We start from the raw sequence: 24,967 nt of genomic DNA, 5'->3' as shown, positions 1-24,967 counted from the left end.
ACGATGCAGCTGTCGGACGCCGCGCGCCAGACGCGCCCTGACATCACTCTCGCGGTCTGCCGCGGCGCCTGCCGGCTCATGCGCCAGTCGGGCCGGGCCGTCCTGCGCGAGCTGCCGCTGCCGGACGGGCGACGCGCCGACATCATGGCGATCGGCGGAAATGGCGAGCTCACCATCGTCGAGGTGAAGTCGTCGATCGAGGATTGGCGTGTCGACCAGAAATGGCCCGACTATCTGGCCTGGTGCGACCTCCTCTACTTCGCCGTCCCGGTCGACTTCCCGCAGGCGCTGATCGCCGAAGAAGTCGGCCTGATCGTTGCCGACGCCTATGGCGGCGACATTCTGCGCCATCCGCCGCGCCGCCCGGTCGCCGCCGCGCGGCGCAAGTCGCTCCTCATCGACTGCGCGCGCCTCTCCGCCGAGCGCTTGGCGCGCCTGGAAGATCCCGAGTTCGTCGACTTCCTCTGAGCCTTCAGCCTGGCGTCGAGCGGCCGGTGCTCACGGCGCCCGCCAGGGTCTGGCCGCGGCTGGCCTCCGCCATGCGAATGCGGGCATAGGCCATCACCTCCGTCGGCGGTCCGATGCGCTCGACCCGGCCTTCCATCACCAGCGCGACGCGATCGGCGATGGCAAGCGGCGCCAGCCGATGGGTGATCATGATGACGGTACGCCCGCGCGTGTTGGCCTTGAGCTGGCGCAGGAGCTGCTCCTCGGTGGCAGGATCGAGCGCGCTGGTCGCCTCGTCGAGGATGAGGATGCGGGGATTGCGGATCAGCGCGCGGGCGATGCAGAGGAGTTGGCGCTGGCCCGTTGACAGGCCCTGCCCGCGCTCGCCCAGCACGGTGTTGTAGCCTTGCGGCAGGCGCTGGATGAAGTCGTGCGCGCCGACGAACTTCGCCACGGCAACGACACGACCGGGATCCTTGTCCACGACGCCCATCGCGATGTTCTCGCGCACCGTCCCGGTGAAGAGTTGAACGTCCTGGGGTACAGCGCCGATCTGCGCCCGAAGCTGTGCCGGCGAGATATGGGCAATGTCGGTGCCGTCGACCAGGACGCGGCCATCCGCGGGGCTGACGAGACCCTGCACCAGATTGGCGATGGTGGTCTTGCCCGAACCCGAAGGGCCCACGATGCCGACGATCTCTCCTGCCGCAATCGTCAGATCGGCCTCGCGCAGGGTCGGCGGGCCGCGGTCATGGGCGCGGTAGGTCACGCGCTCGAGCGTGATCTCGCCGGACAGCGCCGGGATCGGCGCGAACTCGCCCGGCGCCGCTTCGGGCGTCTCACGCATCAACTCGTCGACCCGCTTGAAGGCGGCGCTCACCGCCTGCAACTGATGCCAGGCGCTCGCCAGCTGGCGCATCGGCTGGAGCGCCCGCGCCGCCAGCATATTGGCGGCGATGAGGGCACCGATGGTCAGGCGCTGATCGGCGATCTCGGCGACTCCGACCATCACAATGAACAGCGATGCCACGAGCTGGAGCGTGCCCGAAGCGCTCGCGGCAATGCTGGCGAGGTTGTTGGCGCGCAGGCTGCTTCGGGCCGACTGCTCGACCCGGACTTGCCAGCGCTTTTCGACCTCGGCCTCCAGTCCCAGCGCCTTGATGGTGGCGGCGTTGGCCACCGTCTCCGTCAGCGTCGAACTCTTCGCGGCCAATGCCTGGAAGGTCTCGTCGGCCAGGCGCCGTTGCGCCCGGTGGCTGGCGAGCGACACACCGACCAGCACTGGAATGGCGAGGGCGGTGATCAAGCCCAGTGTCGTGCTGATCACGAAGGTGGCGATCAGGAACAGCGCGACGAACAGCAGATCGATCGCCAGCACCGGCATCTGTCCGGTGAAAAAGCCCCGCAGCACGTCGAGCTGGCGCAGCCGCTCGGCGATGACGCCCGACGGCGTGCGTTCGAAATGCCGGTAGGGCAAGGCCATCAGATGATGGAGCACCTCGGCGCTCATCAGCGCGTCTAGTCGCGCCCCGGTCCTGGCCGACAGCCAACCGCGCGCGACGCGCAGACCGAAATCGGCGGCATAGGCGAGAAACATGCCCGCGCAGAGCGTCAACATCACCGACGACAGGCGGTCCGGCGGATCGCGCCCGATCACCAGGTTCACGACCAGCATCATGAAAAGTGGCGTGAGGAGCCCGAGCAGGTTGATCGCGAACGACGCCGCGGCGAGCTTGAACACGACCGGGCGCACGCGCGCCCAGAGCGGCGCATACCATTGCCCGGACGCAAGCGGCCCCAGCGGTTGGCGAAGCAACAGAGCGCGCGAACCGAGCGTGCCGACGTTCTTGGCCGCCACCTGCCAGACGCGGCCCACGTCGACATCGAGAATGGTCCAGGTGTCCGCGCGCCCCGAGACCACGACGTTGACTCGACCGTCGGCGGCGAGGAGCGCGAAAGGAAGAGGGAGTTCGTCGAGCGAACGCGATGCGAGGTCGATCGCCTCGCTCTCGAGACCGAGCCGTCCCCCTGCCGCCAGAAAGGCCGCTTCGTCGAGGCCAGTCGCAGGCACGGCGGTCAGCCGTCGGATATCGGCCTCGCTGACGGGCCGCCCCACCTGCTGGGCAATGTAGAGCAGGGCCCTCATCAGGGAATCGACGCGGTGACGGCCGGCCTCGTCCCATGCGGACTGCTGTTGGAAGCCTCCGTTCTCGAGGGGAGCCATGGCCAAGGGTACCAGAAACACCCCTGAATTCAATTATTTAGGGGTATATCCTAAAGCAAAGGGCGCGCAACTCGCGTTGCGCGCCCCTCGTTCGTGCCATTCGGAAGGTCTAGCGGGCGCCGAACGCGCGCTTCAGCTCGGCTACGAGGTCGGTGCGTTCCCAGGAGAAGCCGCCGTCCTTCTCCGGCTTGCGGCCGAAATGGCCGTAGGCGGCCGTGCGCTGGTAGATCGGCTTGTTGAGCTGCAGCGACCGGCGAATGTTGGTCGGGCGCAGCGGGAAGAGTTCCGACAGGACCTTCTCGAGCTTGCGCTCGTCGACCTTGCCGGTGCCGTCGGTGTTCACATAGAGCGACATCGGATCGGCGACACCGATCGCATAGGCGACCTGGATCAGGCAGCGGTCCGCGAGACCGGCGGCCACGACGTTCTTGGCGAGGTAGCGCGCGGCATAGGCTGCCGAACGATCGACCTTGGTCGGGTCCTTGCCGGAGAAGGCACCGCCGCCGTGCGGGGCGTAGCCACCGTAGGTGTCGACGATGATCTTGCGGCCGGTGAGACCGCAATCGCCATCGGGACCGCCGACGACGAAGTTGCCGGTCGGGTTGACGAAGAAGTCGGAGGCCTTCTTGGGCATCCAGCCCTTGGGCAGCGACTTCTCGACATGGCCCGCGATCATCTCGCGGATCATGGCGGAGTTGTACTTCTTGCCCTTGGCAGTCGCCTCGCGATGCTGCGTGGACACCACCACCTTGGTGGCGCCGACGGCCTTGCCGTCGACGTAACGCACCGTCACCTGGCTCTTGGCGTCGGGCTGCAGATCGCCGAGTTCACCCGAGCGGCGGGCCTTGCTCAGCACTTCGAGAATCTTGTGCGAGAAGAAGATCGGAGCGGGCATGAACGAGCCCTTCTCGTATTCCTCGCTGTCGCGGCAGGCGAAGCCGAACATCAGGCCCTGGTCGCCCGCGCCTTCCTGTTCGCCGAGATTGCCGCCCTTCTTCTTGGCATCGACGCCCATCGCGATGTCGGGCGACTGGCCGTGCAGCAGCACCTCGACGTCGGCGCCGTGGAAGGAGAAGCCGTCCTGATCGTAGCCGATGTCGCGCACGACATCGCGCGCGATCTCGGTGATCGCCTCACGATTGACGATCGTGTTCTTGCCGTACTTCTTCATGTACGGCTCGGAGGCGCGGCCTTCGCCGGCAATCACGATCTTGTTGGTGGTGACCAGTGTCTCGCAGCCGAGGCGCGTATTGGCGTGGCTGTCGTCGGCATGGCCGAGCTTCACGTCATTGGCGATGAACGCGTCGAGGATCGCGTCCGAAATCTGGTCCGCGACCTTGTCCGGATGACCTTCCGAAACCGATTCACTGGTGAAGATATAGTCCTTGAGCGCCAACGATCCCTCCCAAAGTGCACTGGACCCCGGGCAGGGCGGTGATTCCGCCAACGTCCGGCTTAGCCTTTGTTTGCGCGGTGGCAAGTCGTCCAAATCCGTCCGCGGCGGCGCCGACCATCGGAGCCGCGCCCCGTTAAAACCTCAAATGGCGGTGGAAAGCAAGCAGATCGCAGAGTGATCGCCCCGCGCATCTTGTCCCAGCGCTAGCGGCCCTTGCGGGTGACGGCCGCCTCGGCGTGGCTCGCCACGCCGACGGCCTTCACCATTTCGAAGATGCGCTTGCGCACCTTGCTCTCGCGAATCTTGTAGTAGGCCCGCACGAGCTCGAGGGTCTCCCGCTTGATCAGCGGGTCCTTCTCCTGCTCGAACGGCGTGCCGGCTTCTCCGAAGCCCTTGCGACCCCGACCGGACATCGGCCGGCCCGCCAGCGCGTTCGAGGGCATCTCGTCGAAGAAATAAGACACGGGAACGTCCAGCACCTTGGCGAACTCGAACAGGCGGCTGGAGCCGATCCGGTTGGACCCGCGCTCGTACTTCTGGATCTGCTGGAAGGTGAGGCCGACCGCCGTCCCAAGCTTCTCCTGGCTCATGCCGAGGAGGGTGCGCCGCTGGCGCATGCGCGCTCCGACATGGACATCAACGGGATGCGATCTCGCCATGGGTCCCCCTTCTCCTTCCAAACTCAATCTCCGATGAACGCCGATAGGGCCAAATAATGGCTGAAAGGCGTGCAGCGACTGCTGCCAGACCACATGTGCAAAAATGCATATCTACACGCGCAGGCTGCATATTACCTACTGCCCCCCCGAAGCGAATGCAAGCCTAGACACAGCGGTTAACGCTTTGAATTCCTTGTTTTTTCATCAATTGTGAAACGAGATAATGCGACGAGGGCCGTCACTGCGAAGAGCAGGAGAAAAATCAGAGTGGCGTCGCCCCAGCGCCCGTACGGCGTAGGTTCGCGCGCCGGGGGAATCCGATGGTCGAGGACGCCCTCCTGCTGCATGTCGAGCGCTGCCAGGATCCGGCCATAGGCATCGATCACCGCCGTGACGCCGGTGTTGGCGGCTCGGAGCATCGGCAGACCTTCTTCGACGGCCCGCAGGCGGGCGCTGGCCAGGTGCTGGTAGGGGCCGCTCGAAAGGCCGAACCAGGCGTCATTGGTCACGTTCAGGAGCCAGCGCGGCCGGGCGCCCGGCCCGGTCACGGCCGCCGGGAAGATCACCTCGTAGCAAATGATCGGCGAAAAGGACGGCAGGCGTGGCAGATCGAGCGTCACGCGCGACTCCCCCACCTCGAACGAACCGCGGCCGATGAACCCGGAAACGGGAGCGAGCTGCTTGTGGAACGGAATGTACTCGCCCAAGGGGACGAGATGGACCTTGTCGTAGGTCGCGACGATCGCGCCGGCGGCATCGATGACCAGCAACGAGTTCCAGACACCATCCTCGCGGTTGCGGGTGCCGCGCGCCGCGCCGGTGAGGAGATAGCCGCCCGGCGGCACAGCCGTCGCCATGTATTCGAGAGCCGACGATCCCGGTTCGACGATGAAGGGCGGCGCCGTCTCGGGCCAGATCACGGCCGCCAGCCCATCGAAGCCCGGGCGGCGGCTCATCTCCACGAGCTTGGCCATGTGCTGCATGCGCAGTTCCGGCCGCCACTTTTCCGCCTGCAGCGTGTTGGGCTGGACGAGGCGCACCAGCGGCCCGTCCGGCGTATCGATCGGCGTCATTGCCGACTGGCCCGCAAAGCCCGCGGCGCCGGCGACCACGAGTGCCAGCAACGATGCCCGCCATCCCGCGGCCGGCGCGGCCAGGATCAGGAACGTCAGCAGCCCAAGGCCATAGACACCGAACAGTGCGGCGCCCTGCAGCAGCGGCGTCGCGAAGGCCCAGACATGGCCGAGCGGATTCCACGAATAGCCGGTGAAGAGATGACCGCGCAGCCACTCCGCGATCGTCCACGCAATGGCCAGCAGCAGCAGACGGCAATATCGGCCACCCACCGAAGGCCATCGCAGGGCGACCCATTTCGCGGCGCCGGCAGCCATCGCCGGGAAGAAACCGAGGAGTGCCGCCAGACCGATGACGATCGGCGGACCGAGCAGCGCATAGTCCGCCGGCGGCACGAAGAAGGCTTCCACGATCCAGTAGGATCCGACGGCGAAATGGCCCGTCCCCCACGCCCATCCGCGCAGCAGGGCACTCCTGGGGCCCGGTGCGGTATCCCACAACCAGACGAAGGCCACGATGCCCAGCACCGCGAGCGGCAGCCAGTACAGCGGCGGCATCGCGAGCGCAGCAAGGGCACCGGCCAGAAACGCGACGCCCGCGGCGCGCCAGCTCGTGAGGGTCATCGCATCCGATCGGTTATTTGGCGGCGGGGGCCGTCGTCGGCGGCCGGACCCGCAGGCGGCGGATCCGCCTGGGATCGACGTCGAGGATCTCGAATTCCACGCCGGACGGATGGCGGACCACCTCGCCGCGCTCGGGAATGCGGCCCAGCAGCGAGAAGATCAAGCCGCCCACCGTGTCGATCTCTCGCCGCTCGTCCTCCGACAGGACCTTGCCGATCTCCTCCTCGAGAAGCTCGATCGGCGTGCGGCCATTGACGTCGATCGTCCCGTCGACGCGACGGGCGACGGTCGGGGTCTGCGCGACATCGTGCTCGTCCTCGATCTCGCCCACGATCTCCTCGACAAGATCTTCGATGGTCAGGAGCCCGTCGGTGCCGCCGAATTCGTCGACCACCAGCGCCATGTGCGTACGCGAGCGCCGCATATCGAGCAGCATGTCGAGCACCGGAAGGGTCGGCGCCACGAACACCACGCGCCGCAAAATGTCGCGAAGATTGAACTTCTTGGAGGTGCCCCAGTAGGCCAGCACGTCCTTGATGTGAATCATGCCGATCACGTCGTCGAGCGACTCGCGGTAGATCGGATAGCGCGAATGGGCCTCGGCCTGGATCAGCCGCACGACCTCGTCGAGCGGCGTGTCGGCGGCGATGCCCACGATGTCGACCCGCGGCACCATGACGTCGGCGACCGTCTTGTCGCGCAGCTTCAGGATGTTGGCGAGCAGGACCCGCTGGTCCTCGCTGATCGGGGTGTCGCTCTCGGGAGTCTCCTCGATCAGCTCCTCGATGGCTTCACGAACCGCCTCGTTCTTTTCCTTGCGGCGGAGGCGCCGCAGGATGGCGCGCAGCAGCCCGCCGCTCGAGGGGACATCGGGAACCGGCGATGTCACCGGGGTGGCAAGAAGCTCAGTCGACGAAGCCGGGCTGAAGCCCGGCCTGGTACTGTGCGCTGTGGAGTCAGGCATGGTTCGTAAGATAGGCTATCGGCCCCGTGTTGCAATCCATGGAAGTTCCCGATGCGTTCCTGCAAACTGCCGTCCGGAGCGGAAATGCCTGTGCTGGGCCTCGGCACCTGGCGCATGGGCGAGAACGCGCGCCGGCGAGGTGAAGAGCTCGACGCCCTGAAATACGGCCTCGATCTCGGCTACCCGATGATCGATACCGCCGAAATGTACGGTGAAGGCGGCGCCGAGGAAATCGTGGGCGATGCGCTCGCAGGTCGCAGCACCCGGCCGTACATCGTGAGCAAGGTCTACCCGCACAACGCCTCGCGCGCCGGCACGATCGCCGCCTGCGAGCGCAGCCTGAAGCGGCTGCGGCTGGAGCGCATCGATCTCTATCTGCTGCATTGGCGCGGGGGTGCGCCGATCGAGGAGACGTTCGAGGCGTTTCACAAGCTGAAGGACGCCGGAAAGATCGGCGATTTCGGCGTCAGCAACTTTGACCGGGACGACATGGAAGAAGCCGCCGGTCTCGACAAAGGACTGACAGGCACCAACCAGGTCCTCTACTGCCTGTCGCGTCGCGGGCCGGAGTTCGACCTGCTGCCCTGGATGCGGAAACGCTCGATCCCGCTGATGGCCTATTCGCCGCTCGACCAAGGCGCGCTGCTGCGCAAGGCGCCGCTTAGAAAGATTGCCGACGAGGTGGGCTGCACGCCGGCCCAGCTGGCGTTGGCCTGGCTGTTCGCGCAGCCCGGCGTCGTGACGATTCCCAAGTCGTCCACGCGCGAGCGCGTGAAAGAGAATTTTGCGGCGCTCCAGGTGAAACTCACCCCGAAGGTCTTGGCCGAACTCGATCGCGCCTTCCCGCCGCCCCGGACAAAGCAGCCGCTCGAGATGCTCTGAGAGGCTCGTGAAGCGGGTTTTTCAGAAGGACCGACGGGCGACTTCGATCCGTCAATGGTCATCACGACCTGGAATCAGGGGGTGCGACTCCGGCTTCATTTGTTTCGATTATTTCGGTTATTTCGTTTATCTGCCCGGCTTCGGACTTTTTCGACGGCCTGCTCATCCAGGGCATAGGGATCGGCGATCCCGAGTTTCGCCAGGATGCGACGCTCCAACGCCTCCATGCGTTCGGCATCGGCCTCGCCCGTCTCGTGATCGTAGCCCAGCAGATGCAGGGTCCCGTGCACGACGAGATGCGTGAAATGGTCGGCCGCCGACTTGCGCTGCTCGCGCGCCTCCCGCCACACCGTCTGACGCGCCAGCACCATGTCGCCCAGGAAATCTAGCTCGCCGGAGGGATAGGAGAGGACGTTGGTCGGCTTGTCCTTCTTGCGGTCGCGCGCATTGAGGGCACGCACCCCTTTGTCGTCATCCAGTGCGACGTTGAGCGAACGGCGGCCGCTGCGGCGCGCGCCGGCGAAGGCCGCCCCCGCCGCGCGCTTCGCAAGCCGCTCGGCATTCGGCAATGCCTCGGTCCAGCCCTCGTCCAGCACGACGACCGTGCAGCGGAGCGCCGGCTTAGGCCTTGGCTTTCTTGTCGCGGGCATCGTAGGCGTTGACGATGCGGGTCACGAGGTCGTGCCGCACGACGTCTTGGGAGGTGAGCCGCACGAAGCGCACGCCTTCGACGTCCGCCAGCGTCTCGACCGCGTCGTTCAGTCCCGATTTCTGGTTGTTCGGCAGGTCGGTCTGGCTGGGATCGCCGGTGATGACCATGCGCGAGCCTTCGCCGAGGCGGGTGAGGAACATGCGCATTTGCATGGGCGTGGTGTTCTGCGCCTCGTCGAGGATGACATAGCAGTGCGCCAGGGTGCGGCCGCGCATGAAGGCGAGCGGTGCGATCTCGATCTCGCCGGACTCCATGCGATGGGCGATCTGCTCGGGCGGGATCATGTCGTGCAGCGCGTCGTAGAGCGGCCGCAGGTAGGGATCGATCTTTTCCTTCATGTCGCCGGGCAGGAAGCCCAGCCGCTCGCCGGCCTCGACGGCCGGCCGCGACAGCACGATGCGCTCGACCTTGCCGGCGAGCAGCAGCATGACGCCCATGGCGACCGCGATGTAGGTCTTGCCGCTGCCGGCCGGCCCCAGCGCAAACACCATGTCGCGCTCGCGCAGCGCCGCGAGATAACCCCGCTGACCGGGGGTGCGCGCCTGGATGGTGCGTTTGCGGGTGCGGATGCTCTCAGTGTCACCGCCTTCGGCGCCGCTGCGGGCGAAGCGGACGGCCGCGTCGATGTCGGCGCCTTCGATGGAGAGGCCACGCTTCAGCCGCTCGTAGAGGCCGGAGATCGCCTTCTGCGCGATGGCCGCGTCGTCGGGCGTGCCGGAGATGGCGAGCTGGTTGCCGCGAGCGCTCAGCTGCACGTTGGCGAGCTGCTCGATCCGCACCAGGTTGCGGTCGTGGTTGCCGTAGAGAACGGCCAACAGCGCATTGTTGTCGAAGGTCATGCGCCGGACATCGGCGGCACGCGTACCGGCGACCGGGTCGCTCACGCGGCGGCCTCATACGGACCGACGACGATCTCACCGGAAAGACTGTTGGCGTAACCCTCGATCAGGCGGACATCGACGATGTGGCCGAACAGCCGCGGATTTCCCTGGGCGTAGACCGACTGCAGCCACGGCGTCTTGCCGATGATCTGGCCGGGCTTGCGCCCCGCCTCTGCAAACAGCACCGGCACGATGCTACCGGCCTTCGATTCGTTGAAGTCACGCGCCTGTTTCCCGACAAGGGCCTGAAGCGCCGCAAGACGCGCCACCTTCACGTTTTCGGGCACCTGATCGGTCAGCGCCGCCCCGGGCGTGCCCGGCCGGCGGCTGTAACGGAAGGCATAGGCCGAGGCAAAGCCGACCTGCTCGATCAGCCGCATCGTATCGTCGAAATCGGCATCGCTTTCCCCTGGAAAGCCAACGATGAAGTCGGCGGACAACGCGAGGTCGGCGCGGGCGTTGCGCAGTCGCTCGACGATGCGCAGGTAGAGATCGCGGTCGTGGCGGCGATTCATCGCTTCGAGGATGCGGTCGGATCCCGACTGTACCGGCAGGTGCAGGTACGGCATGAGCTGCGGCACGTCGCCATGCGCGGCGATCAGGTCGTCGTCCATGTCGCGCGGATGGGAGGTCATGTAGCGCAGGCGCGCCAGGCCCGGGGTCTCGCCGATCGCCCGCACCAGGCGCGCGAGCGACCAGGCCGAGCCGTCCGGACCTTCGCCGTGATAGGCGTTGACGTTCTGACCGAGCAGCGTGAGTTCGAGCGCGCCCGCTTCGATCAGCATGCGTGCTTCGGCGAGCACCGCGGCAACCGGCCGCGAATACTCCATACCGCGCGTATAGGGCACCACGCAGAAGGTGCAGAACTTGTCGCAACCCTCCTGGATGGAGAGGAAGGCCGAGCCCGCGCGGATGCCCTGCGGCGACGGCATGTGGTCGAACTTGCTCTCGGCCGGAAATTCCGTGTCGAGGACTCCGGCACCCGGCTGACGCTTCCCGGGCTCGGCGCCGGCGGCCTTGCGCGCGACCTGCGCCAGCAATTCGGGAAACCGGTGATAGGCCTGCGAGCCCACGACGATGTCGACCGCCGGCTGGCGGCGGATGATCTCCTCGCCCTCGGCCTGGGCCACGCAGCCGGCGACGGCGATGGTCAGGTCGCGGCCCTCCGCCCGGCGCTCGGTCTTGACGTCGCGCAGGCGGCCCAGCTCGGAATAGACCTTCTCCGAGGCATGCTCGCGGATGTGGCAGGTGTTGAGCACGACCAGATCGGCCTGCTCGGGCGCTTCGGCCAAGGCATAGCCCAGAGGCCGCAGGACGTCGGCCATGCGGTCGGAATCGTAGACATTCATCTGGCAGCCATAGGTGCGGATGAACACGCGCTTGGGCTGCCCGTCGGTGCGGACGTCCTTCATCGGTCTCCGGTGCTGGAACGGGCGGTTTCTATCACCGGCGCCTCCCAGGGTCGAGGGGGCCTCAGGGGCGACTCCCCGTCGATGCCGGCTCGACCAGGGACGGCATCAGCTCAGCCCGGCCGGAGTTCGCCGCCTGAACGCCGGCAGAGACCTGACGGAAGCAGTATTCCGCAAGCTTCTTGCGGTCACCCAGGCGCTCGATGTCGATCGGCGGGAAGAAGGTCACGACCGCCTCCGTCTCGCCGAGGCAGACCATCTGCCAGAGATGGGGGACCAGATCGAGATCGCCGAACCAGGCGAACAAGGGGCGCCAGTAGCGGCCGAGCGGAATGCCGTCGAGACGGGTGTAGGCGATCGCCACCGGCTGCACGACGATCGGCCGGTCGTCGCGCCTGAGCTGCGCCACGCCGAACAGGGCGCTGCGAAACGGCAGCACGCGCGTGCCGTCGCTGCTGGTGCCTTCGGGGAACAACATCAGATTGTCGCCGGTGTTCAGCCGCTTCATCATCTCGTCTCGGCTGTCGCTGGTCTTGTTCGAGCGCCGTTCGACGAAAATCGTGCGCTGTGCCTTGGCCAGCGTGCTGAAGAACGGCCAGGTCGCCACCTCGGCCTTGGCCACGAAGCAGCCGGGAATGAGGCCGCCCAGCACCTCGATGTCGAGATAGGAGACGTGATTGCAGACGAAGAGGGTCGGCGTGACCGTCGAGCGCTCGCCATTCACCTTCACCCTGATGCCGAGGATCAGGCACACCGTCCGGTGATACATGACCGGCAGCCAGCGAATGACAGGCGTGATGCGAAACGCGAGCGCCAGAAGATGGAACGGCAGCATCACCAGCGTGAGCAGCAGGTAGCTCACGAGCCGAAATACGCCCCTCAGGGGCGAGCCGATCCAGGTCGCGGCAGCAGGAACTTCCGCCGCGCTACTCACGCATCCCGCGTTCGTAGTGGCGGATGTACTTCTCCGTCACCAACTCGGTCTTCACGATGATGAAGACATCGGTGCTGTTGAACTCATGGTCGATCACGGCGCCATCGCCGACGAAGCCACCGAGCCGCAGGTAGCCCTTGATCAGCGGCGGCACGCGCGCCATTGCCTTGCGCGGGTCGTAACTGCCGGCCTCGAGCATATCCATCTTCACGTAGCGGTGCGGCAGGGCCCGTACGCGGATCTCCGGCGGCGCGAGATGGTGATGATGGAGATAGGACAGCGCCTGCGCGTGCTGGGCCGGATCGATGCCCGGGATGCTCGCGCAGCCGAACATGACCTGAATGTTGTAGTGATAGGCGTAGAGCGCGATGCCGCGCCACAGCATCTGCATGGTCGCGGTGTTGCGCGCGTCACGGGCGATGCAGGAGCGGCCGAGTTCCAGAACCTCGCCCGGATAGTCGAGCATCTTCTGGATGTCATACTCGGCCGACGAATAGAACCGGCCCATCTTCGCCGCCGCGGACCGGCGGATCAGGCGGTAGGTCCCGACGATGCCCTCCGGCCCCTCGCCGCGCCGTCGGTCGAGCACCAGCAGGTGATCGCAGACTTCGTCGAAAGGGTCGAAATCCCGGCCGAGCGCCTTCATCTGCGGCGAGGGCTGCGCCGACATTTCTTCGTAGAAGACGCGGTAACGCAGAACCTGCGCCGCCTCGATCTCGGCGGCCGTCTGCGCGAGGCGAACCTCGAAGTCGCCGGCGACGACCTGCACGATCTCCCGATTGGAGACGGGCGGTCCAAGAAGCTCAGCTTCGCTGTCAACGCGGTCAATGCGCATGTGTCATCCGCAAGGGGGCCGCCCCGATCATGAGCCCATTATCGGGCTGGCGATGGGCTCGTCCACTTATTTTTGGCGGTCGGATTTTCCATCCAGGGGAACGCCATAGAGCTCGAGGCGATGACCGACGAGCCGGTACCCGGCCTTCTCGGCAATCTTGCGCTGCAGCTCCTCGATCTCGTCGTTGTGGAATTCCACGACCTTGCCGCTCTGGATATCGATCAGGTGATCGTGGTGCTCGTCCGGCGTCTCCTCGTAGCGCGCCCGGCCATCGCCGAAATCGTGCTTGGCGAGAATGCCGGCCTCTTCGAACAGCCGCACCGTCCGGTACACCGTGGCAATCGAGATATTGGGATCGATCGCCGTCGCGCGACGGTGCACGGCCTCCACGTCGGGGTGATCCGACGCATCCGACAGGACGCGCGCGATTACGCGTCGCTGGTCGGTCATTTTGAGGCCGCGCTCTGCGCATAGGAGTTCGAGCTTTGATTTCCTGTCTGGCATGCCGTCATACCCTACACCGGCCAGCGTTCTCGGTATAGTTGGACATGTCCCTACGCGCTGACCATGACATCGACATTACCGGCGAGGTCTGCCCCATGACCTTCGTTCGCACGAAGCTCAGGCTCGAGCGCCTGAATCCGGGAGAAACCCTCGCAGTGCGCCTGCGCGGCGAGGAGCCCTTGCGCAATGTCCCACGGGCCGCGAGGGACGAGGGACACACCGTCCTGGGCATCGAAACCGACGGGGATATCCACATCGTGACCATCCGCCGCCTTTGATCAGCTGAGAGTGAGACGCATGACGAGGGCATCGGCAGCCGGCCGGCCGGGACGCGGATAGTAGCCGGCGCGGCGCCCCACGGCCTCGAAGCCGGTCGAGCCGTAGAGGGCGAGGGCGCCGGGATTATCCGCGCCGACTTCAAGGAAAAGCGTTCCCGCGCCATCGGCGCGCGCCCTCTCGACCACGGCATCGAGCAACCTGCGCGCGGCGCCGCGACGACGATGGCCGCGGTCCACGGCGATGGCGAGGAGTTCAGCCTCTTCGCCAACGACGCGGCAGATCGCCATGCCGATGTCCGAACCGGCCTCGGTCAGCAGGAGGCCGACGGTGCCGGGCGATGCAAGCAGGCCGGCAAGGTCGGCCCGGGTCCAGCCGCGCTCGCCCATCGGCTCGAAGGCCTCGCCATGGAGACGCGCCGCCCTGTCGAGATCGATGGCCCGCACTGAATGGAGAAGGAACCCTCCGCTCATTTATTCCACCGTGCGACGGGCGCCGTCCGGCAGGGTGATGTTCACGCCCCGCAGGTAAAGCGGCCGCGGCAGGCCTTCAGCGCGATTTCGCGCGGTCCACGCCTCGACGCCGCAGTCCAGGGCCAGGCGACCAAGCACGACCGGATCCGGCGGCCCCTCCTGTGCGATCGCATCGATGCAAGCAGCCTGCAGCGACTGCAGGAGCGGCGCCACGTCCTTGCCGACGATCAGGCTCCTTTGCCCACGAAGGCGCGCCACAAGATCTTCGGCGGTCGACGCGAAGGGCGCGGGCTCGTCGCCGATCGCGCAGAACCAGTCGCCGAGCTTGGTGTCGATGGCCGCCACCACCAGCCGATCCGTCTGCGGTGCCTGCGCGCGCAGCACCGCGGTCGTGGCGATACCGGCGAGGGGAATTTCGAGGCCGACCGCCAGCCCACGCGCCGCCGACAGACCGACCCGCACGCCGGTGAAGCTGCCAGGACCGGTCGTGACGGCAATCAGGTCGAGCTCCGCCTTCGCCACCTGGGCCGCCTCCAGCGCCGCCACGATGGCCGGCAGCAGACGCGCGGCCTGGTCGCGTCCCTCTTCGAAGAGACAGGCCAGGGCCTCGCCGTCCCGCACGATCGCGATGCCCTGCCCGCTCACGGCGCAGTCGAAGGCGAGGACGGTGCTCACGCCCGCCCCGCGCGGCGGGCACTGGCATTGAGAGGAGCGGCTGGGCATTGTGGAGTCATGAAGCTCGACCTTGTAGCGATCGCGCCGCCCGATTTCGACGTCGACGTCACGCTGGCTTATGCGACGCCGGCAAATCTAACGGGACGGCCGGTCTACAGAAATGCCGAATGCTGGCTGCATCGCGAAGCGGCCGAAAAGCTCGCCGCCGCCATTGCGCTCGCCCGGCCGCTCGGCCTGCGACTGCGCATCTTCGACGCCCTGCGGCCGGTGGAAGCGCAGTGGGCGCTCTGGAACGTCAATCCCGATCCGGAATTCATTGCCGATCCCCGTCGCGGCTCGCCGCATTCGCGCGGCGTGGCGGTCGACCTCAACCTCCTCGACACGCAGGGAAACGAACTCGACATGGGCACGGCGTTCGACGCCTTCACGCCGCTGTCGCATCACGGGCGCACCGACATCTCGGTCGAGGCCCAGCGCAACCGACACTTGCTGATGGGGCTGATGACGGCCGCCGGCTGGGATTTCTACCGCAACGAATGGTGGCACTATCAACTGTTCGACGCGCGGCGTTTTCCGCTGGTCGCGGATGCCGACCTGCCGCGGCCCATGATGTAGGCGCCGGGCTCTTCTAGAAGCCCGACAACTTCGCCTTGTCGAAATCTCGCAGATCGTTCTCGCGCATGATCTGCCGCACGAACTGGACATAGTCCTGGCCGCGCTCGGAGTAACGCAGAAGCGCACCGATCAGCCGGAAGCCGTCCGGATCCTCGCCGCGCTCGCGCATCGCCGCCCGCTGGCTGCGAAAGCCGGCGTAGGCGGGATGGGTATTGAGGTTGGTGATGTAGGCTTCGGTCGCCTCGCCCACGTCCGTGAAGGGCTGCGGCATGCCGGCGCCCGGCTTCCACGGCGCCGAGACGCTGTGGCGGCCGACCGACTGGATCTGACCGTACAGGGCATTGCCGTTGCGCGCGGCGAACGACGTGCCCCAGCCGGATTCCACACCGCCCTGCGCGATCGCCATGGAGGGCGGAACGATGTCGACGCGACGAACCAGCTCGTCGATCTTCTCGACTGGCGTGTCGTAACGCTCGGCGAGATCTTCGAGCCAGATGCGCTCGATCGCCGTCAGCATCTGCGGGCTCGAGCCGAGCTTGTCGCGCAGATAAAGCAGCTGTTCGCGATCGGCGAGGACGCGCTGGTTGACCTCCAGGATCACGGGCAGCAGCGCCGTGATGAAGAGCATCTTACGCTCGCTGCCGTCCTTGGTGCCGAGATCGGAGGGGACGCGGTCGACCTTGACCGGCGGCACCGCTTCGCCCTGGCGTATGTCGGTCAGGGTATAGGAAACGTCGCGGAAGAAGCCGGCGAGTTCGTCGGCCGTGCGCGGGCTGATGGCACGCACCTGAACCTGACGGCGAACCGCGTTGCCCGGCGCCGCGAAGCGCCCGTGACCGCCCGCGCTGTCGCGGGTCGAACGATGGGCGACGTCGTCGGGCTCGCTCACCTCGTGCCGCACGAACAAGATTGCCGCGGGTTCGACGTCCATCATCTGCAAGGGCGCCGGCTCCGCCTCCTGCGCATAGGCACTGCTCACGCCGACCAGGGAGAGATAGGGCATGGCGTCGTTGGAGGGCAGCGGCTTGTAGAAGCCTACGCCCGTCGCAAGGACCGCCACCCAGGCGGCGGGAAAAGCATAGTTGCGCCCGCGCTCGATCGCGGGCCGTATCGTTAATCGCATACCACACTCTTCATGATCGTTTGTCGCACAGACAGCCCTTCACGCGGCCCATAAGGGCCGCGAGCGCCATCCCAACGCGTACGCTTGAGCGAAATCAGCCCTACTGGGCCGCCTGAACTTCCACGACTTCTGGCACGTAGTGCTTCAGAAGATTCTCGATTCCCATCTTCAGCGTGGCAGTCGAGCTCGGGCAACCCGAGCAGGAGCCCTGCATGTGCAGGTAGACGATGCCATCGCGAAAATCGTGAAATACGATATCGCCGCCATCCTGGGCCACGGCGGGCCGGACGCGGGTGTCGAGCAATTCCTTGATCTGGGCGACGACCTCGTCATCTTCCGCCGCGACCGACGCAGCGGCGTCGCTGTCGGCGATCACGGGCTCGCCCGACGTGTAATGCTCCATGATGCCGCCGAGGATCGACGGCTTCATGATTTGCCAATCCCGATCGGCCGTCTTGGTGACGGTCACGAAGTCGGAGCCGAAGAACACGCGCTCGACCCCTTCCACCGCGAACAGCCTCTTGGCAAGCGGTGAGGGCGTAGCGGCCTCGATGTTGGCGAAATCCGCCGTCCCCTTCTCCATGACCACCCGGCCAGGAAGAAACTTGAGAGTCGACGGATTGGGCGTCTGCTCGGTCTGGATAAACAAACCTACCTCCGGTTCGAATGCTTCAGGGCGGACCCCTTCGGCATCGCTCAGGCTGGGGATCAGGACGTCTCCATCCCCACTCGATGACTTCGGACGTAGGAACCGGTGGCAAGTCGATCAAGATGATTCTTATGAACCACTGTATAAATATTATGGAATATAGAAAGATTATCGTTACTTAACAAAAGACAACAGTGCCAAATTCCCCGTGCAACCTAAATGCTTCAATTGTACGCAAAGAAGATCTTGGCGCAGATCGCCGCAGAAGGACGACCCGATTCACGCACGGCTCAAGAAATTGCGTCGATCTCAGCCTCGGAGAGTGCGCCCGGAACGATCGTCAGCGGGATGCGAAGCTGACCTCCCGCCTTCCCGGTAAAGGCCGTCACCAGCGGGCCCGGCCCGTCGCTGCCAGAGGCACTGCCCAGCACCAGAACCGAGATCGAGCGGTCTTCGGCGAGGAGCTTGGCGAGCTCGTCGCGGCTCTTGCCCTCGCGGATGTAGATCGAGGGCGGCTGGCCGGTCATGGAGACCGCCTCATCGGCGTGCCGGGCCACGACGATCTCGGCCTGCTGGCGCGCTTCCTCGCGCATCAGCTCGACCACCGAACCCCATTGCTGCCCCTCGGGCGGATCCATGACGTACAGCATGGCGACCCGGCCGCCGGTGCGCTTGGCGCGGCGGCAGGCATAGCGCAGCGCATTGCGCATTTCCGGGCTCTCGTCGACCACGACGAGAAAGACGCGCTCGCCGGACTTGGGCTGCTCGCTCATGACCTCTCCCCCCTTCTTCTAGAGACGCCGCATGACCGCGCCGCCCAGCCAGCCGACCAGCAGCGCCATCAGGATGGCCCCCAAGCCATACAATGCTCCGTCATGGGCCGACCAGCCCGCGAGCTGGGCGCTGAAGCCGACCTTGCCGACCGGCAACGGGCGCGAGATCGCCGCGACGATCTTCCCCTCGCGCAGCAGATAGACGCGGATGTCGTAGACGCCTTCCGGTAGCCGCGACGGAAAGGGCAGGTCCACGCGGAAGAGCCTGCCCGCCTGGACCGTCACCTGGCCGATGGCTGCGGGGTAGAGACCCTCCCGCCGCTTCACCTCGACGAGGCCGGCGCGGAAACGCGCCAGCTCAGCCGCATCGCGCGGCGTCGCCGGCTTCAGGGTGGAGAGCCTGTCCTCCAGCGACAGGATCTCGCCGCCGGCGCCCCGCGCCAGCAGGCGCTGCAACGGCTGGCTGGCGGCGATGGCATAATAGGCCGGCACATCGTCGAAGCCCTGCCGTCCGGTATTGAGCCAAATCCCCAGGAACCTCTGCTTGCGCATAACGGTCTCGCGGGCGGCCGGGCCGGCCACGACGACGACGATCTCGCCGGGCGGATCGAACATGCCGAACAGCAGGATACTCTCGCCCTGGAAGGCCGAGGTGATGGACACGCGGGCGAGCGAAAGGTCCACGATCAGGTCGGGCGTCGTGGGCTCGGTCGGCACGGAGGGCGGCACGGTGCCGTCGGGAGGCGCGCCCAGACTCGGCGCCGGCAGCCCGCCCGGCGCCGGCTCCAGGCGCGGGCTTTGCGCCCCGGCATTTGTCGCGCCGGCAAGGAGCGCAAGGCAGGCGAGGAGGACGGGCCACCTCACGGCAGCACCTCGCGGCTGCCCAGCGAATAGAGCGAGCTCGGCGTGCGCAGCAGTTCGGTCAGCAGTTCGGCGGCCACGGCGAGGATCAGCACCGACATCAGCGCCCGCAGGGCGACACCGGGCAGCTTGGCCGCGAGCCGCGCGCCGATCGGCGCACCGACGACGCCGCCCAGGATCAGCAGCAGCGCCAGCACGACGTCGACGGTCCCGTTGGTTGCGGCTTGCAGGAAGGTGACGTTGGCCGCGACGAACAGGATCTGGAAGTTCGACGTGCCGATCACCACCGCCGTCGGCATGCCGAGCAGGTAGATCATCGCCGGCACCAGTACGAAGCCGCCGCCGACGCCGAGGATTGCCGACAACACGCCGATGATGACGCCCAGTCCGAGCGGCAGCAGGGCGCTGATATAGAGCTTGGACTTGTAGAAGCGCAGCTTCAGCGGCAGCCGGTGCACCATATAGTGACTGTGGAGCTTGCCGCGCGGCCCGTCGGGATTGCGCTTGCGCTTGAAATAGGTGCTCAGGCTTTCCGCCAGCATGAGCAGGCCGATCGTGGAAAGCATCACGACGTAGAGCACCGCGATGACGAAATCGATCTGGCCGATGCGCTTCAGGTAGGTGAACAGCCACACGCCGGCCGACGAACCCAACATGCCGCCCGCCAGCAGGACCAGTCCCATGCGGAGATCGACGTTGCCGCGCCGCCACTGGACCTGCAGCGAGGAGATCGAGTTGGCGACGACCTGGTTGGCCTGGCTGGCGACGGCCACCGCCGGCGGAATGCCGACGAAGATCAGGAGCGGCGTGGCCAGGAAGCCGCCGCCGACACCGAACATGCCCGACAGCAATCCGGCGGCGGCGCCCAGGCCGAGCAGGATGAACACGTTCATCGATTGCTCGGCGATGGGCAGATAGATCTCCACGCCGGCGCCTATTTCAGCAGGATGTTGGTGATCTCGCGCAGCTGCGTGCGGGCGCGCAGCAGATAGAAGCCCTGCGCGAGCAGGTGATTGGGAATGAGCAGCGCGTCGGGATAGCCGTTCCAGACCACCCAAGGGTCGAGCTGTGCGGCGATGCGGAAGGTATCGACCGTGCCGTTCCAGGCACTGGTGAGCTCGCGGTCGCGGATCACATTCTGGAAGTCTGCCCCGAGGTCGCGCAGCAGCAGATAGTAGACGTAGAGGCGACCCTTGTTGAAATAGAAGATGTCGTCGCACCTGGCATCGAACAGGTCGCCGGCCTTCTCGATGACGTGCTGGTCGATCGCCGCCGAGTCCGAGCCGAGATCGCTGGCGATGCGGTCGAGCAGCGCCTGCAGATTGTCGGCCCTCCGCTCGAACACCGCCTGACCGGCACCCAGCCGCTTGTTGTAGGCCATCAATTTGTCGCGGCCGGCACGATATTTCTGGGCCGAGGTTGTGGACGGCAACAGCGAGACGCTGGGCTGCCAGAGCCAGATATTGGGCTGTTCGTTCAGGAAGCCGCGCGCCTGCTCGAGGTCCCGGTCGGTCTGGCTCGAGCCGCGCGTACGGCCGAGCTGATCCATCAGTTCGGTACTGAACCGGCCCAGCGCCGACATGATGCCTCGCTGGAAATTCGGCATGTTGTCGAGCAGCCCCGCCGGCGTGAAGAACGGCATCATCGGCGTCCAGGTGTGGACATCGACCTCGCGATTGACGAGATCGGCCGCGGTGGCGACGGCCTTGCTTTCGCCAGGTGCAACGCTGCGCGCCGCGAACTGCGGATCGTCGTCGATATCCTCCGTCACCAGCGCGCCGATCGGGTAGTAGAGGATGAGCAGCGCGAGGACGATGCGCCACGTCCACTTCCAGGCGGTGCGACCGCCTGACGAAGGGGCGGACGGCGAACGACCCGGGCGCCATCCCCGCACGCGATCCCAGCTTCGCCGCCACCAGGCAGGCTTGGCCGACGAAGGTGCGCTGTAGTCCGGTTCGAATGTCATGGCACACCTTACCATTCGCCTCGTGACGAAACAGGGGCGCAGCCTGCTAGAGTGTGCGGAATGTTTTCAATGGAGTGGGTGGAATGGCTCTCGATCCGGAATCCCAGCGGCTGATCGACCTGATGGCGGCCGCGAATCGACCGGCCTGGAACACGCTGAGCCCGCAAGCCGCCCGCGATCTCTATCTTTCCCTGCGCCCCGGCGCGCAGGGTCCGCGCCCTGCCGACGTGAAGGTCGTGGATCGAACCATCCCCGGCCCGGCAGGCGAATTGTCCGCCCGCCTCTATCGTCCGGCATCGGCCGCCGCCGACGCCCTGCTGCCGGCGCTGGTCTATGCGCATGGCGGCGGCTGGGTGTTCGGCAATCTCGACAGCCATGACGTGCTCTGCGCCCAGCTCGCCCTCGAGGCCGGCATCGCGGTGTTCCATGTCGACTATCGTCTGGCGCCCGAGGCCCGCTTTCCCGGCGCCTTCGACGATGTCGTGGCGGCGCTGCAATGGGTGGCTGCCAACGGCGCCTCGGTCGGAATCGACCCCACGCGCCTCGCCATCGGCGGCGACAGCGCCGGCGGCAATCTCGCCGCGGCCGCGTCGATCTGGGCGCGCGACCATGGCGGACCGAAGCTCCTGATGCAGCTGCTCGCCTACCCGGTGACCGACGCCGTGGCCCGCGCCGAATCCTACCGGCATTTCGAGGACGGCTACGGGCTGAACGCGGTGACGATGGAGTGGTTCTTCGACCACTACACGCCCGACAAAGCGAGCCGCGGCGACTGGCGCCTCTCGCCGCTGCGCGCGGCGTCGCTGGCCGGCCTGCCGCCGGCCCTGGTCGTCACCGCCGGCTACGATCCGCTGCGCGACGAAGGCCGGGCCTATGCCTGGCGCCTCCAGCAGGAAGGCACGCAGGCCGACCTGGTCGAGTTCGGCGGCATGCTGCACGGGTTCCTGAGCTCACCGATGCTGCTGCACGGCGCCCGGCGCGGCACGACGATCTGCGCCGCGGCCCTGCGTGAGGCGCTGGTGCTGCGCGCCCAGTGACGACCAGAGCATGACCAGCGCCGTCGCCCGCGGCGGCGCGCCCGTCGGCATGGCGCTGCCGGGACTGGTGATCGCCGTCTGCATGATCGGCGACACGCTGCTCTATGCCGTGCTGCCCCTCTATCATGAGCAGTTCGGCCTCTCGCTGGCGATGGTCGGCGTGCTCTTGTCGCTCAACCGCTGGATTCGTCTCCTCGCCAATTCCGGCGTCGCCCATCTCGGCGAGCGCCTCGGCCCGCATGCGCTGATGATCGCCGCCGCGCTCGGATCGGCCGTCTCGACGACCATCTACGGGCTGGTCGAAAATCCAACGGCGCAGGTCCTGGCGCGCATCCTCTGGGGCATCTCCTACGCCTCGCTCAATCTCTCGACGCTCGCCTATGCCGTGAGCGACCGCGCCAATGCCGGCAAGAGGGTCGGCACCAGCCGCGCCGCCATCGGCCTCGTGCAGGCGATGTCGCTGGTCGGCGGCGCCTGGATCGTGCTCGAGCTCGGCGCCCGATCGGTGTTCCTGATCTACGGGGCGCTCACGCTGATCGCGCTCGGCGCGGCGATCATGCTGCCGCGCCTGCCACCCGAACCGGCCTCGAAGAAGGGCTTCAAGCTGCCGATTCCCCATCGCCTCGAGGTCTGGGGCTTCGTCATGGGCTTCGCGGGCGACGGCGTTTTCCTGCTGACGCTGGCCTTCCTGATGAAGGACTCGATCACCTCGGTGGCCGCCGTAATGGCGACGGCGATGCTGCTGGCGCTGCGCTGGCTGGTCGAGGTCACGACCGGGCCGATCGGCGGTTGGATCGGCGACCGATTCGGCGCGCGGCGCATCGCGATCGCGAATGCAGCCCTTCTGGTCGGCGGCTTCGTGCTGATCGCGGCAGACCACGAGCTGCTGGGTGCCCTGATGATCGTGATGACACGGGGCATGTTCAACACGCTGATCCCCGTCCTGGTGATCGAGCGTGGCCACGGCACGGTCCTCTCCAGCCAGGCGAGCTATTCGACCTGGCGCGACTTCGGCGCCGCCGTCGGGCCGCTGACCGCCCCCTGGCTCTTCCTCAACGTCTCGCAGGCGCCGCTTTATGCGGCCCTCGCCCTGGCGCTCGGCCTGAGCGGCTATTTCTGCCTGGTGAGGCGCTGAAGCGCTCCAATTGATTCCCATATGCTTGCATATGGAAACATATCGGCTTATATCGCGCCGATGACCAGCCCCTCCTTTTCCGCCACCCTGAACCTGCTTCGCGCCACCGCGCGCCTCGAGGAGCGCTTTGCCGGCGAGCTCGGCTCCGTGCACGGGCTCGCCCTCAAGGAGGTGCTGCTGCTGATGCATCTCGAGCGGGCGCCCCTGAAGCGGCTGAGCCGCATCGACCTCGCCAAGCGGCTGCATGTCAGCCCCTCGACCGTGACCCGCATGACCAGTCCTCTCGAAAAACTGGGCTGCGTCGGTCGCGAGGCCGACCCACGTGACGCGCGCCTCTCCTATGTCGTCCTCACCGAAGCGGGCCAGCGCCTGGTCGGCGAGGCGCGGGCCACGCTGGAGCGCATGGCCGCCGACCTGTTCCGCGACCGCTGGGCCAAGGCGGAGATCGCCACCCTGGCCGACCTGCTGGGCCGGCTCACCGCCGGCCAGCCGGGAGACCTCGCATGATCCACCTGGTCTGCGGCTCCACCGGCGCCGGCAAGACGACCTACGCGAACAGACTGCGCCAGCAGCTCGGCGCCCTGCATCTGTCGATCGACGACTGGATGGTGACCCTGTTCGCAGCCGACACGCCTTCGCAGGGCAGCTGGTCCTGGATCGAGGAACGGGCGCTGCGCTGCGAGCGGCAGATGCTGGCGACGGCGTTGCAGCTTGGCCGCGCCGGCCTGCCGTCGATCCTCGATCTCGGGCTCCAGCGTGCCGATCAACGCCGGCGCGTTGCCGAGCAGGTGGTGTCGGCCGGAATCCGCGTGCGACTACACTTCCTCGACGTCGAGGCCGACGAACGCTGGCGCCGCGTCCAGGCGCGCAACGAGGAGCAGGGCGAAACCTTCCGGCTGAAGGTGACGCGCCCGATGTTCGATTTCATCGAAACGATCTGGCAGCCACCGACGGCCGACGAAATGTCGGCCCTCGACGGCGTGCGCATCGCGGCCTAGCGGAACACGTCCTTACGGTGACGCACCTCGGCAAACACCGCGACGGGATCGCCGCCGGCAAGGCCGACCGCCGCCTGGACCGCCGGCACGTCGACACGCAGGAACGGGTTGGTGGCCTTCTCCTCGCCGAGCAGCGAGGGCACGGTGGCCTCGCCCTTGGCACGCGCGGCATCGATCGCGGCCGAGCGCGCCTTGAGCTGCTGGTTGCCGGTCTCGACGGTCAGCGCGAAGCGGGCGTTCGACTGGGTATATTCGTGGGCGCAATAGACCCGCATGTCGTCGGGCAGCGCCCGCAGCCGGCTGAGCGAGGTCCAGAACTGCTGCGGCGTGCCCTCGAACATGCGGCCGCAGCCCAGGGCGAACAGCGTGTCGCCGCAAAACAGCGCCGTCTGGTCGCGGAAGGCATAGGCGATGTGGCCGCTGGTATGGCCCGGCACGAAGAAGATCTCGGCCTCGGCCTCGCCGACCCGGTAGCGGTCGCCGTCGTCGACCTCGACGTCGATGCCGGGGATGCGCGCGCGGTCCTGGCGCAGCCCGACGATCGTGCAGCCGGTCGCCTGCTTGATCTCGAGGTTGCCGCCCACATGGTCGCCGTGGTGGTGGGTGTTGAGGATGTGGGTGATCTTCCAGCGGCGCTTCTCGGCCTCTGCAAGCACGGGGCCGGCCACGGCGGGATCGACGACGGCGACGGCGCCGCTCTGCGGCTCCCGCATCAACCACACGTAATTGTCGTTCAGGACCGGGATACGGACAATGTCTAGCGTTGTGCTCATGATGCAAGGCTAGCAGAGCTGGCTTGCGCCGGCCATGGTCCGCCGGCGGCGCTTTCTGCTACACTTGCA

28 protein-coding genes are annotated in these 24,967 nt (G+C 66.7%); 8 read left to right on the top strand and 20 right to left on the bottom strand.

Features of this window, described 5'->3' with window-relative positions; genetic code table 11:
• Window positions 1-3: 3 nt before the first annotated feature.
• Window positions 4-468 (top strand): MmcB family DNA repair protein, encoded by a 465-nt coding sequence (locus ACQY78_RS19410; protein ID WP_428677753.1) that lies wholly within the window; start codon window positions 4-6, stop codon window positions 466-468.
• 4 nt (window positions 469-472) lie between these two features.
• Here ACQY78_RS19410 and ACQY78_RS19405 read toward each other — a convergent pair whose 3' ends face one another.
• The 5 genes from ACQY78_RS19405 to ACQY78_RS19385 all read right to left on the bottom strand — a co-directional run bounded on the left by ACQY78_RS19405 (window position 473) and on the right by ACQY78_RS19385 (window position 7,312).
• Complete coding sequence (locus tag ACQY78_RS19405; protein WP_428677751.1) at window positions 473-2,593, bottom strand: peptidase domain-containing ABC transporter; 2,121 nt, start codon at window positions 2,591-2,593, stop codon at window positions 473-475.
• Between the two features lie 187 nt (window positions 2,594-2,780).
• Entirely contained in the window at window positions 2,781-4,067 is a 1,287-nt protein-coding gene (gene metK / locus ACQY78_RS19400; RefSeq protein ID WP_428677749.1) for a methionine adenosyltransferase, read from the bottom strand.
• A 203-nt stretch (window positions 4,068-4,270) separates the two neighbouring features.
• Entirely contained in the window at window positions 4,271-4,726 is a 456-nt protein-coding gene (locus tag ACQY78_RS19395) for a helix-turn-helix domain-containing protein (protein ID WP_428677747.1), read from the bottom strand.
• Window positions 4,727-4,902: 176 nt separating this feature from the next.
• Window positions 4,903-6,423 carry an apolipoprotein N-acyltransferase gene (lnt, locus tag ACQY78_RS19390; protein ID WP_428677745.1) on the bottom strand — a complete coding sequence of 507 codons (1,521 nt, stop codon included), beginning with the start codon at window positions 6,421-6,423 and terminating at the stop codon, window positions 4,903-4,905.
• A 13-nt stretch (window positions 6,424-6,436) separates the two neighbouring features.
• Window positions 6,437-7,312, bottom strand: a complete 876-nt coding sequence (locus ACQY78_RS19385) for a hemolysin family protein (RefSeq protein WP_428677743.1) — start codon at window positions 7,310-7,312, stop codon at window positions 6,437-6,439.
• Window positions 7,313-7,438: 126 nt separating this feature from the next.
• Between ACQY78_RS19385 and ACQY78_RS19380 the strand changes: the two genes are divergently transcribed.
• Window positions 7,439-8,269, top strand: coding sequence for an aldo/keto reductase (locus tag ACQY78_RS19380; protein WP_428677741.1), 831 nt, complete (start codon window positions 7,439-7,441; stop codon window positions 8,267-8,269).
• A gap of 95 nt (window positions 8,270-8,364) precedes the next feature.
• Here ACQY78_RS19380 and ybeY read toward each other — a convergent pair whose 3' ends face one another.
• The 6 genes from ybeY to ACQY78_RS19350 form a co-directional block, all read right to left on the bottom strand.
• Window positions 8,365-8,865 (bottom strand): rRNA maturation RNase YbeY, encoded by a 501-nt coding sequence (gene ybeY / locus ACQY78_RS19375; protein ID WP_428677739.1) that lies wholly within the window; start codon window positions 8,863-8,865, stop codon window positions 8,365-8,367.
• A gap of 25 nt (window positions 8,866-8,890) precedes the next feature.
• On the bottom strand, window positions 8,891-9,820 hold the full coding sequence (locus tag ACQY78_RS19370; protein WP_428686439.1) for a PhoH family protein: 930 nt from the start codon (window positions 9,818-9,820) through the stop codon (window positions 8,891-8,893).
• A 41-nt stretch (window positions 9,821-9,861) separates the two neighbouring features.
• Window positions 9,862-11,274: a tRNA (N6-isopentenyl adenosine(37)-C2)-methylthiotransferase MiaB gene (gene miaB / locus ACQY78_RS19365; protein ID WP_428677737.1), complete on the bottom strand. Its 1,413-nt coding sequence runs from the start codon at window positions 11,272-11,274 to the stop codon at window positions 9,862-9,864.
• 61 nt (window positions 11,275-11,335) lie between these two features.
• A complete protein-coding gene (locus ACQY78_RS19360; protein WP_428677735.1) occupies window positions 11,336-12,133 on the bottom strand; it encodes a lysophospholipid acyltransferase family protein in 798 nt (265 codons plus the stop codon).
• Between the two features lie 64 nt (window positions 12,134-12,197).
• Window positions 12,198-13,040, bottom strand: a complete 843-nt coding sequence (locus ACQY78_RS19355) for a GNAT family N-acetyltransferase (protein WP_428677733.1) — start codon at window positions 13,038-13,040, stop codon at window positions 12,198-12,200.
• 66 nt (window positions 13,041-13,106) lie between these two features.
• Window positions 13,107-13,544 carry a Fur family transcriptional regulator gene (locus ACQY78_RS19350; RefSeq protein ID WP_298314641.1) on the bottom strand — a complete coding sequence of 146 codons (438 nt, stop codon included), beginning with the start codon at window positions 13,542-13,544 and terminating at the stop codon, window positions 13,107-13,109.
• A gap of 44 nt (window positions 13,545-13,588) precedes the next feature.
• On the opposite strand from ACQY78_RS19350, the gene ACQY78_RS19345 reads away from it, so the two are divergent.
• On the top strand, window positions 13,589-13,822 hold the full coding sequence (locus ACQY78_RS19345; protein ID WP_428677730.1) for a sulfurtransferase TusA family protein: 234 nt from the start codon (window positions 13,589-13,591) through the stop codon (window positions 13,820-13,822).
• On the opposite strand, the gene ACQY78_RS19340 is transcribed toward ACQY78_RS19345, so the two are convergent.
• Both ACQY78_RS19340 and tsaB read right to left on the bottom strand, forming a co-directional pair.
• Window positions 13,823-14,293, bottom strand: coding sequence for a GNAT family N-acetyltransferase (locus ACQY78_RS19340; protein WP_428677728.1), 471 nt, complete (start codon window positions 14,291-14,293; stop codon window positions 13,823-13,825).
• Window positions 14,294-14,968, bottom strand: a complete 675-nt coding sequence (gene tsaB, locus ACQY78_RS19335; RefSeq protein WP_428677726.1) for a tRNA (adenosine(37)-N6)-threonylcarbamoyltransferase complex dimerization subunit type 1 TsaB — start codon at window positions 14,966-14,968, stop codon at window positions 14,294-14,296.
• Between the two features lie 57 nt (window positions 14,969-15,025).
• Between tsaB and ddpX the strand changes: the two genes are divergently transcribed.
• Window positions 15,026-15,583: a D-alanyl-D-alanine dipeptidase gene (gene ddpX, locus ACQY78_RS19330; protein ID WP_428677724.1), complete on the top strand. Its 558-nt coding sequence runs from the start codon at window positions 15,026-15,028 to the stop codon at window positions 15,581-15,583.
• 13 nt (window positions 15,584-15,596) lie between these two features.
• Here ddpX and ACQY78_RS19325 read toward each other — a convergent pair whose 3' ends face one another.
• The 6 genes from ACQY78_RS19325 to ACQY78_RS19300 all read right to left on the bottom strand — a co-directional run bounded on the left by ACQY78_RS19325 (window position 15,597) and on the right by ACQY78_RS19300 (window position 20,955).
• Complete coding sequence (locus ACQY78_RS19325) at window positions 15,597-16,706, bottom strand: glucosaminidase domain-containing protein (protein WP_428677722.1); 1,110 nt, start codon at window positions 16,704-16,706, stop codon at window positions 15,597-15,599.
• Between the two features lie 100 nt (window positions 16,707-16,806).
• Complete coding sequence (locus tag ACQY78_RS19320) at window positions 16,807-17,355, bottom strand: NifU family protein (protein WP_428677720.1); 549 nt, start codon at window positions 17,353-17,355, stop codon at window positions 16,807-16,809.
• Window positions 17,356-17,645: 290 nt separating this feature from the next.
• Window positions 17,646-18,128, bottom strand: a complete 483-nt coding sequence (locus ACQY78_RS19315) for a universal stress protein (RefSeq protein ID WP_428677718.1) — start codon at window positions 18,126-18,128, stop codon at window positions 17,646-17,648.
• An 18-nt stretch (window positions 18,129-18,146) separates the two neighbouring features.
• The gene (locus tag ACQY78_RS19310; protein WP_428677716.1) at window positions 18,147-18,992 is read right to left on the bottom strand and encodes a TIGR02186 family protein; all 846 of its coding nucleotides are present in this window, start codon (window positions 18,990-18,992) and stop codon (window positions 18,147-18,149) included.
• Window positions 18,989-19,915, bottom strand: coding sequence for a sulfite exporter TauE/SafE family protein (locus ACQY78_RS19305; RefSeq protein ID WP_428677714.1), 927 nt, complete (start codon window positions 19,913-19,915; stop codon window positions 18,989-18,991). The genes ACQY78_RS19310 and ACQY78_RS19305 overlap by 4 nt, the downstream gene beginning before the upstream one ends.
• An 8-nt stretch (window positions 19,916-19,923) precedes the next feature.
• Window positions 19,924-20,955 (bottom strand): DUF2333 family protein, encoded by a 1,032-nt coding sequence (locus ACQY78_RS19300; protein ID WP_428677712.1) that lies wholly within the window; start codon window positions 20,953-20,955, stop codon window positions 19,924-19,926.
• 83 nt (window positions 20,956-21,038) lie between these two features.
• On the opposite strand from ACQY78_RS19300, the gene ACQY78_RS19295 reads away from it, so the two are divergent.
• From ACQY78_RS19295 to ACQY78_RS19280, 4 genes are read left to right on the top strand one after another with little or no spacing between them, the layout of a single operon-like run.
• Entirely contained in the window at window positions 21,039-21,992 is a 954-nt protein-coding gene (locus ACQY78_RS19295; protein WP_428677710.1) for an alpha/beta hydrolase, read from the top strand.
• A 10-nt stretch (window positions 21,993-22,002) separates the two neighbouring features.
• Window positions 22,003-23,127 (top strand): MFS transporter, encoded by a 1,125-nt coding sequence (locus ACQY78_RS19290; protein ID WP_428677708.1) that lies wholly within the window; start codon window positions 22,003-22,005, stop codon window positions 23,125-23,127.
• Window positions 23,128-23,187: 60 nt separating this feature from the next.
• On the top strand, window positions 23,188-23,634 hold the full coding sequence (locus ACQY78_RS19285) for a MarR family winged helix-turn-helix transcriptional regulator (protein ID WP_428677706.1): 447 nt from the start codon (window positions 23,188-23,190) through the stop codon (window positions 23,632-23,634).
• Window positions 23,631-24,125: an AAA family ATPase gene (locus tag ACQY78_RS19280; protein ID WP_428677704.1), complete on the top strand. Its 495-nt coding sequence runs from the start codon at window positions 23,631-23,633 to the stop codon at window positions 24,123-24,125. Before ACQY78_RS19285 ends, ACQY78_RS19280 begins: the two co-directional genes overlap by 4 nt.
• On the opposite strand, the gene gloB is transcribed toward ACQY78_RS19280, so the two are convergent.
• Window positions 24,122-24,898 carry a hydroxyacylglutathione hydrolase gene (gene gloB / locus ACQY78_RS19275; RefSeq protein ID WP_428677702.1) on the bottom strand — a complete coding sequence of 259 codons (777 nt, stop codon included), beginning with the start codon at window positions 24,896-24,898 and terminating at the stop codon, window positions 24,122-24,124. The two genes, ACQY78_RS19280 and gloB, sit on opposite strands and share 4 nt — an antisense overlap.
• Window positions 24,899-24,967: the final 69 nt, after the last annotated feature.

The sequence above is a fragment of the Reyranella sp. genome, from assembly GCF_965279625.1.
Lineage (GTDB): Bacteria > Pseudomonadota > Alphaproteobacteria > Reyranellales > Reyranellaceae > Reyranella.
This window is presented reverse-complemented; position numbering and strand designations above follow the sequence as displayed.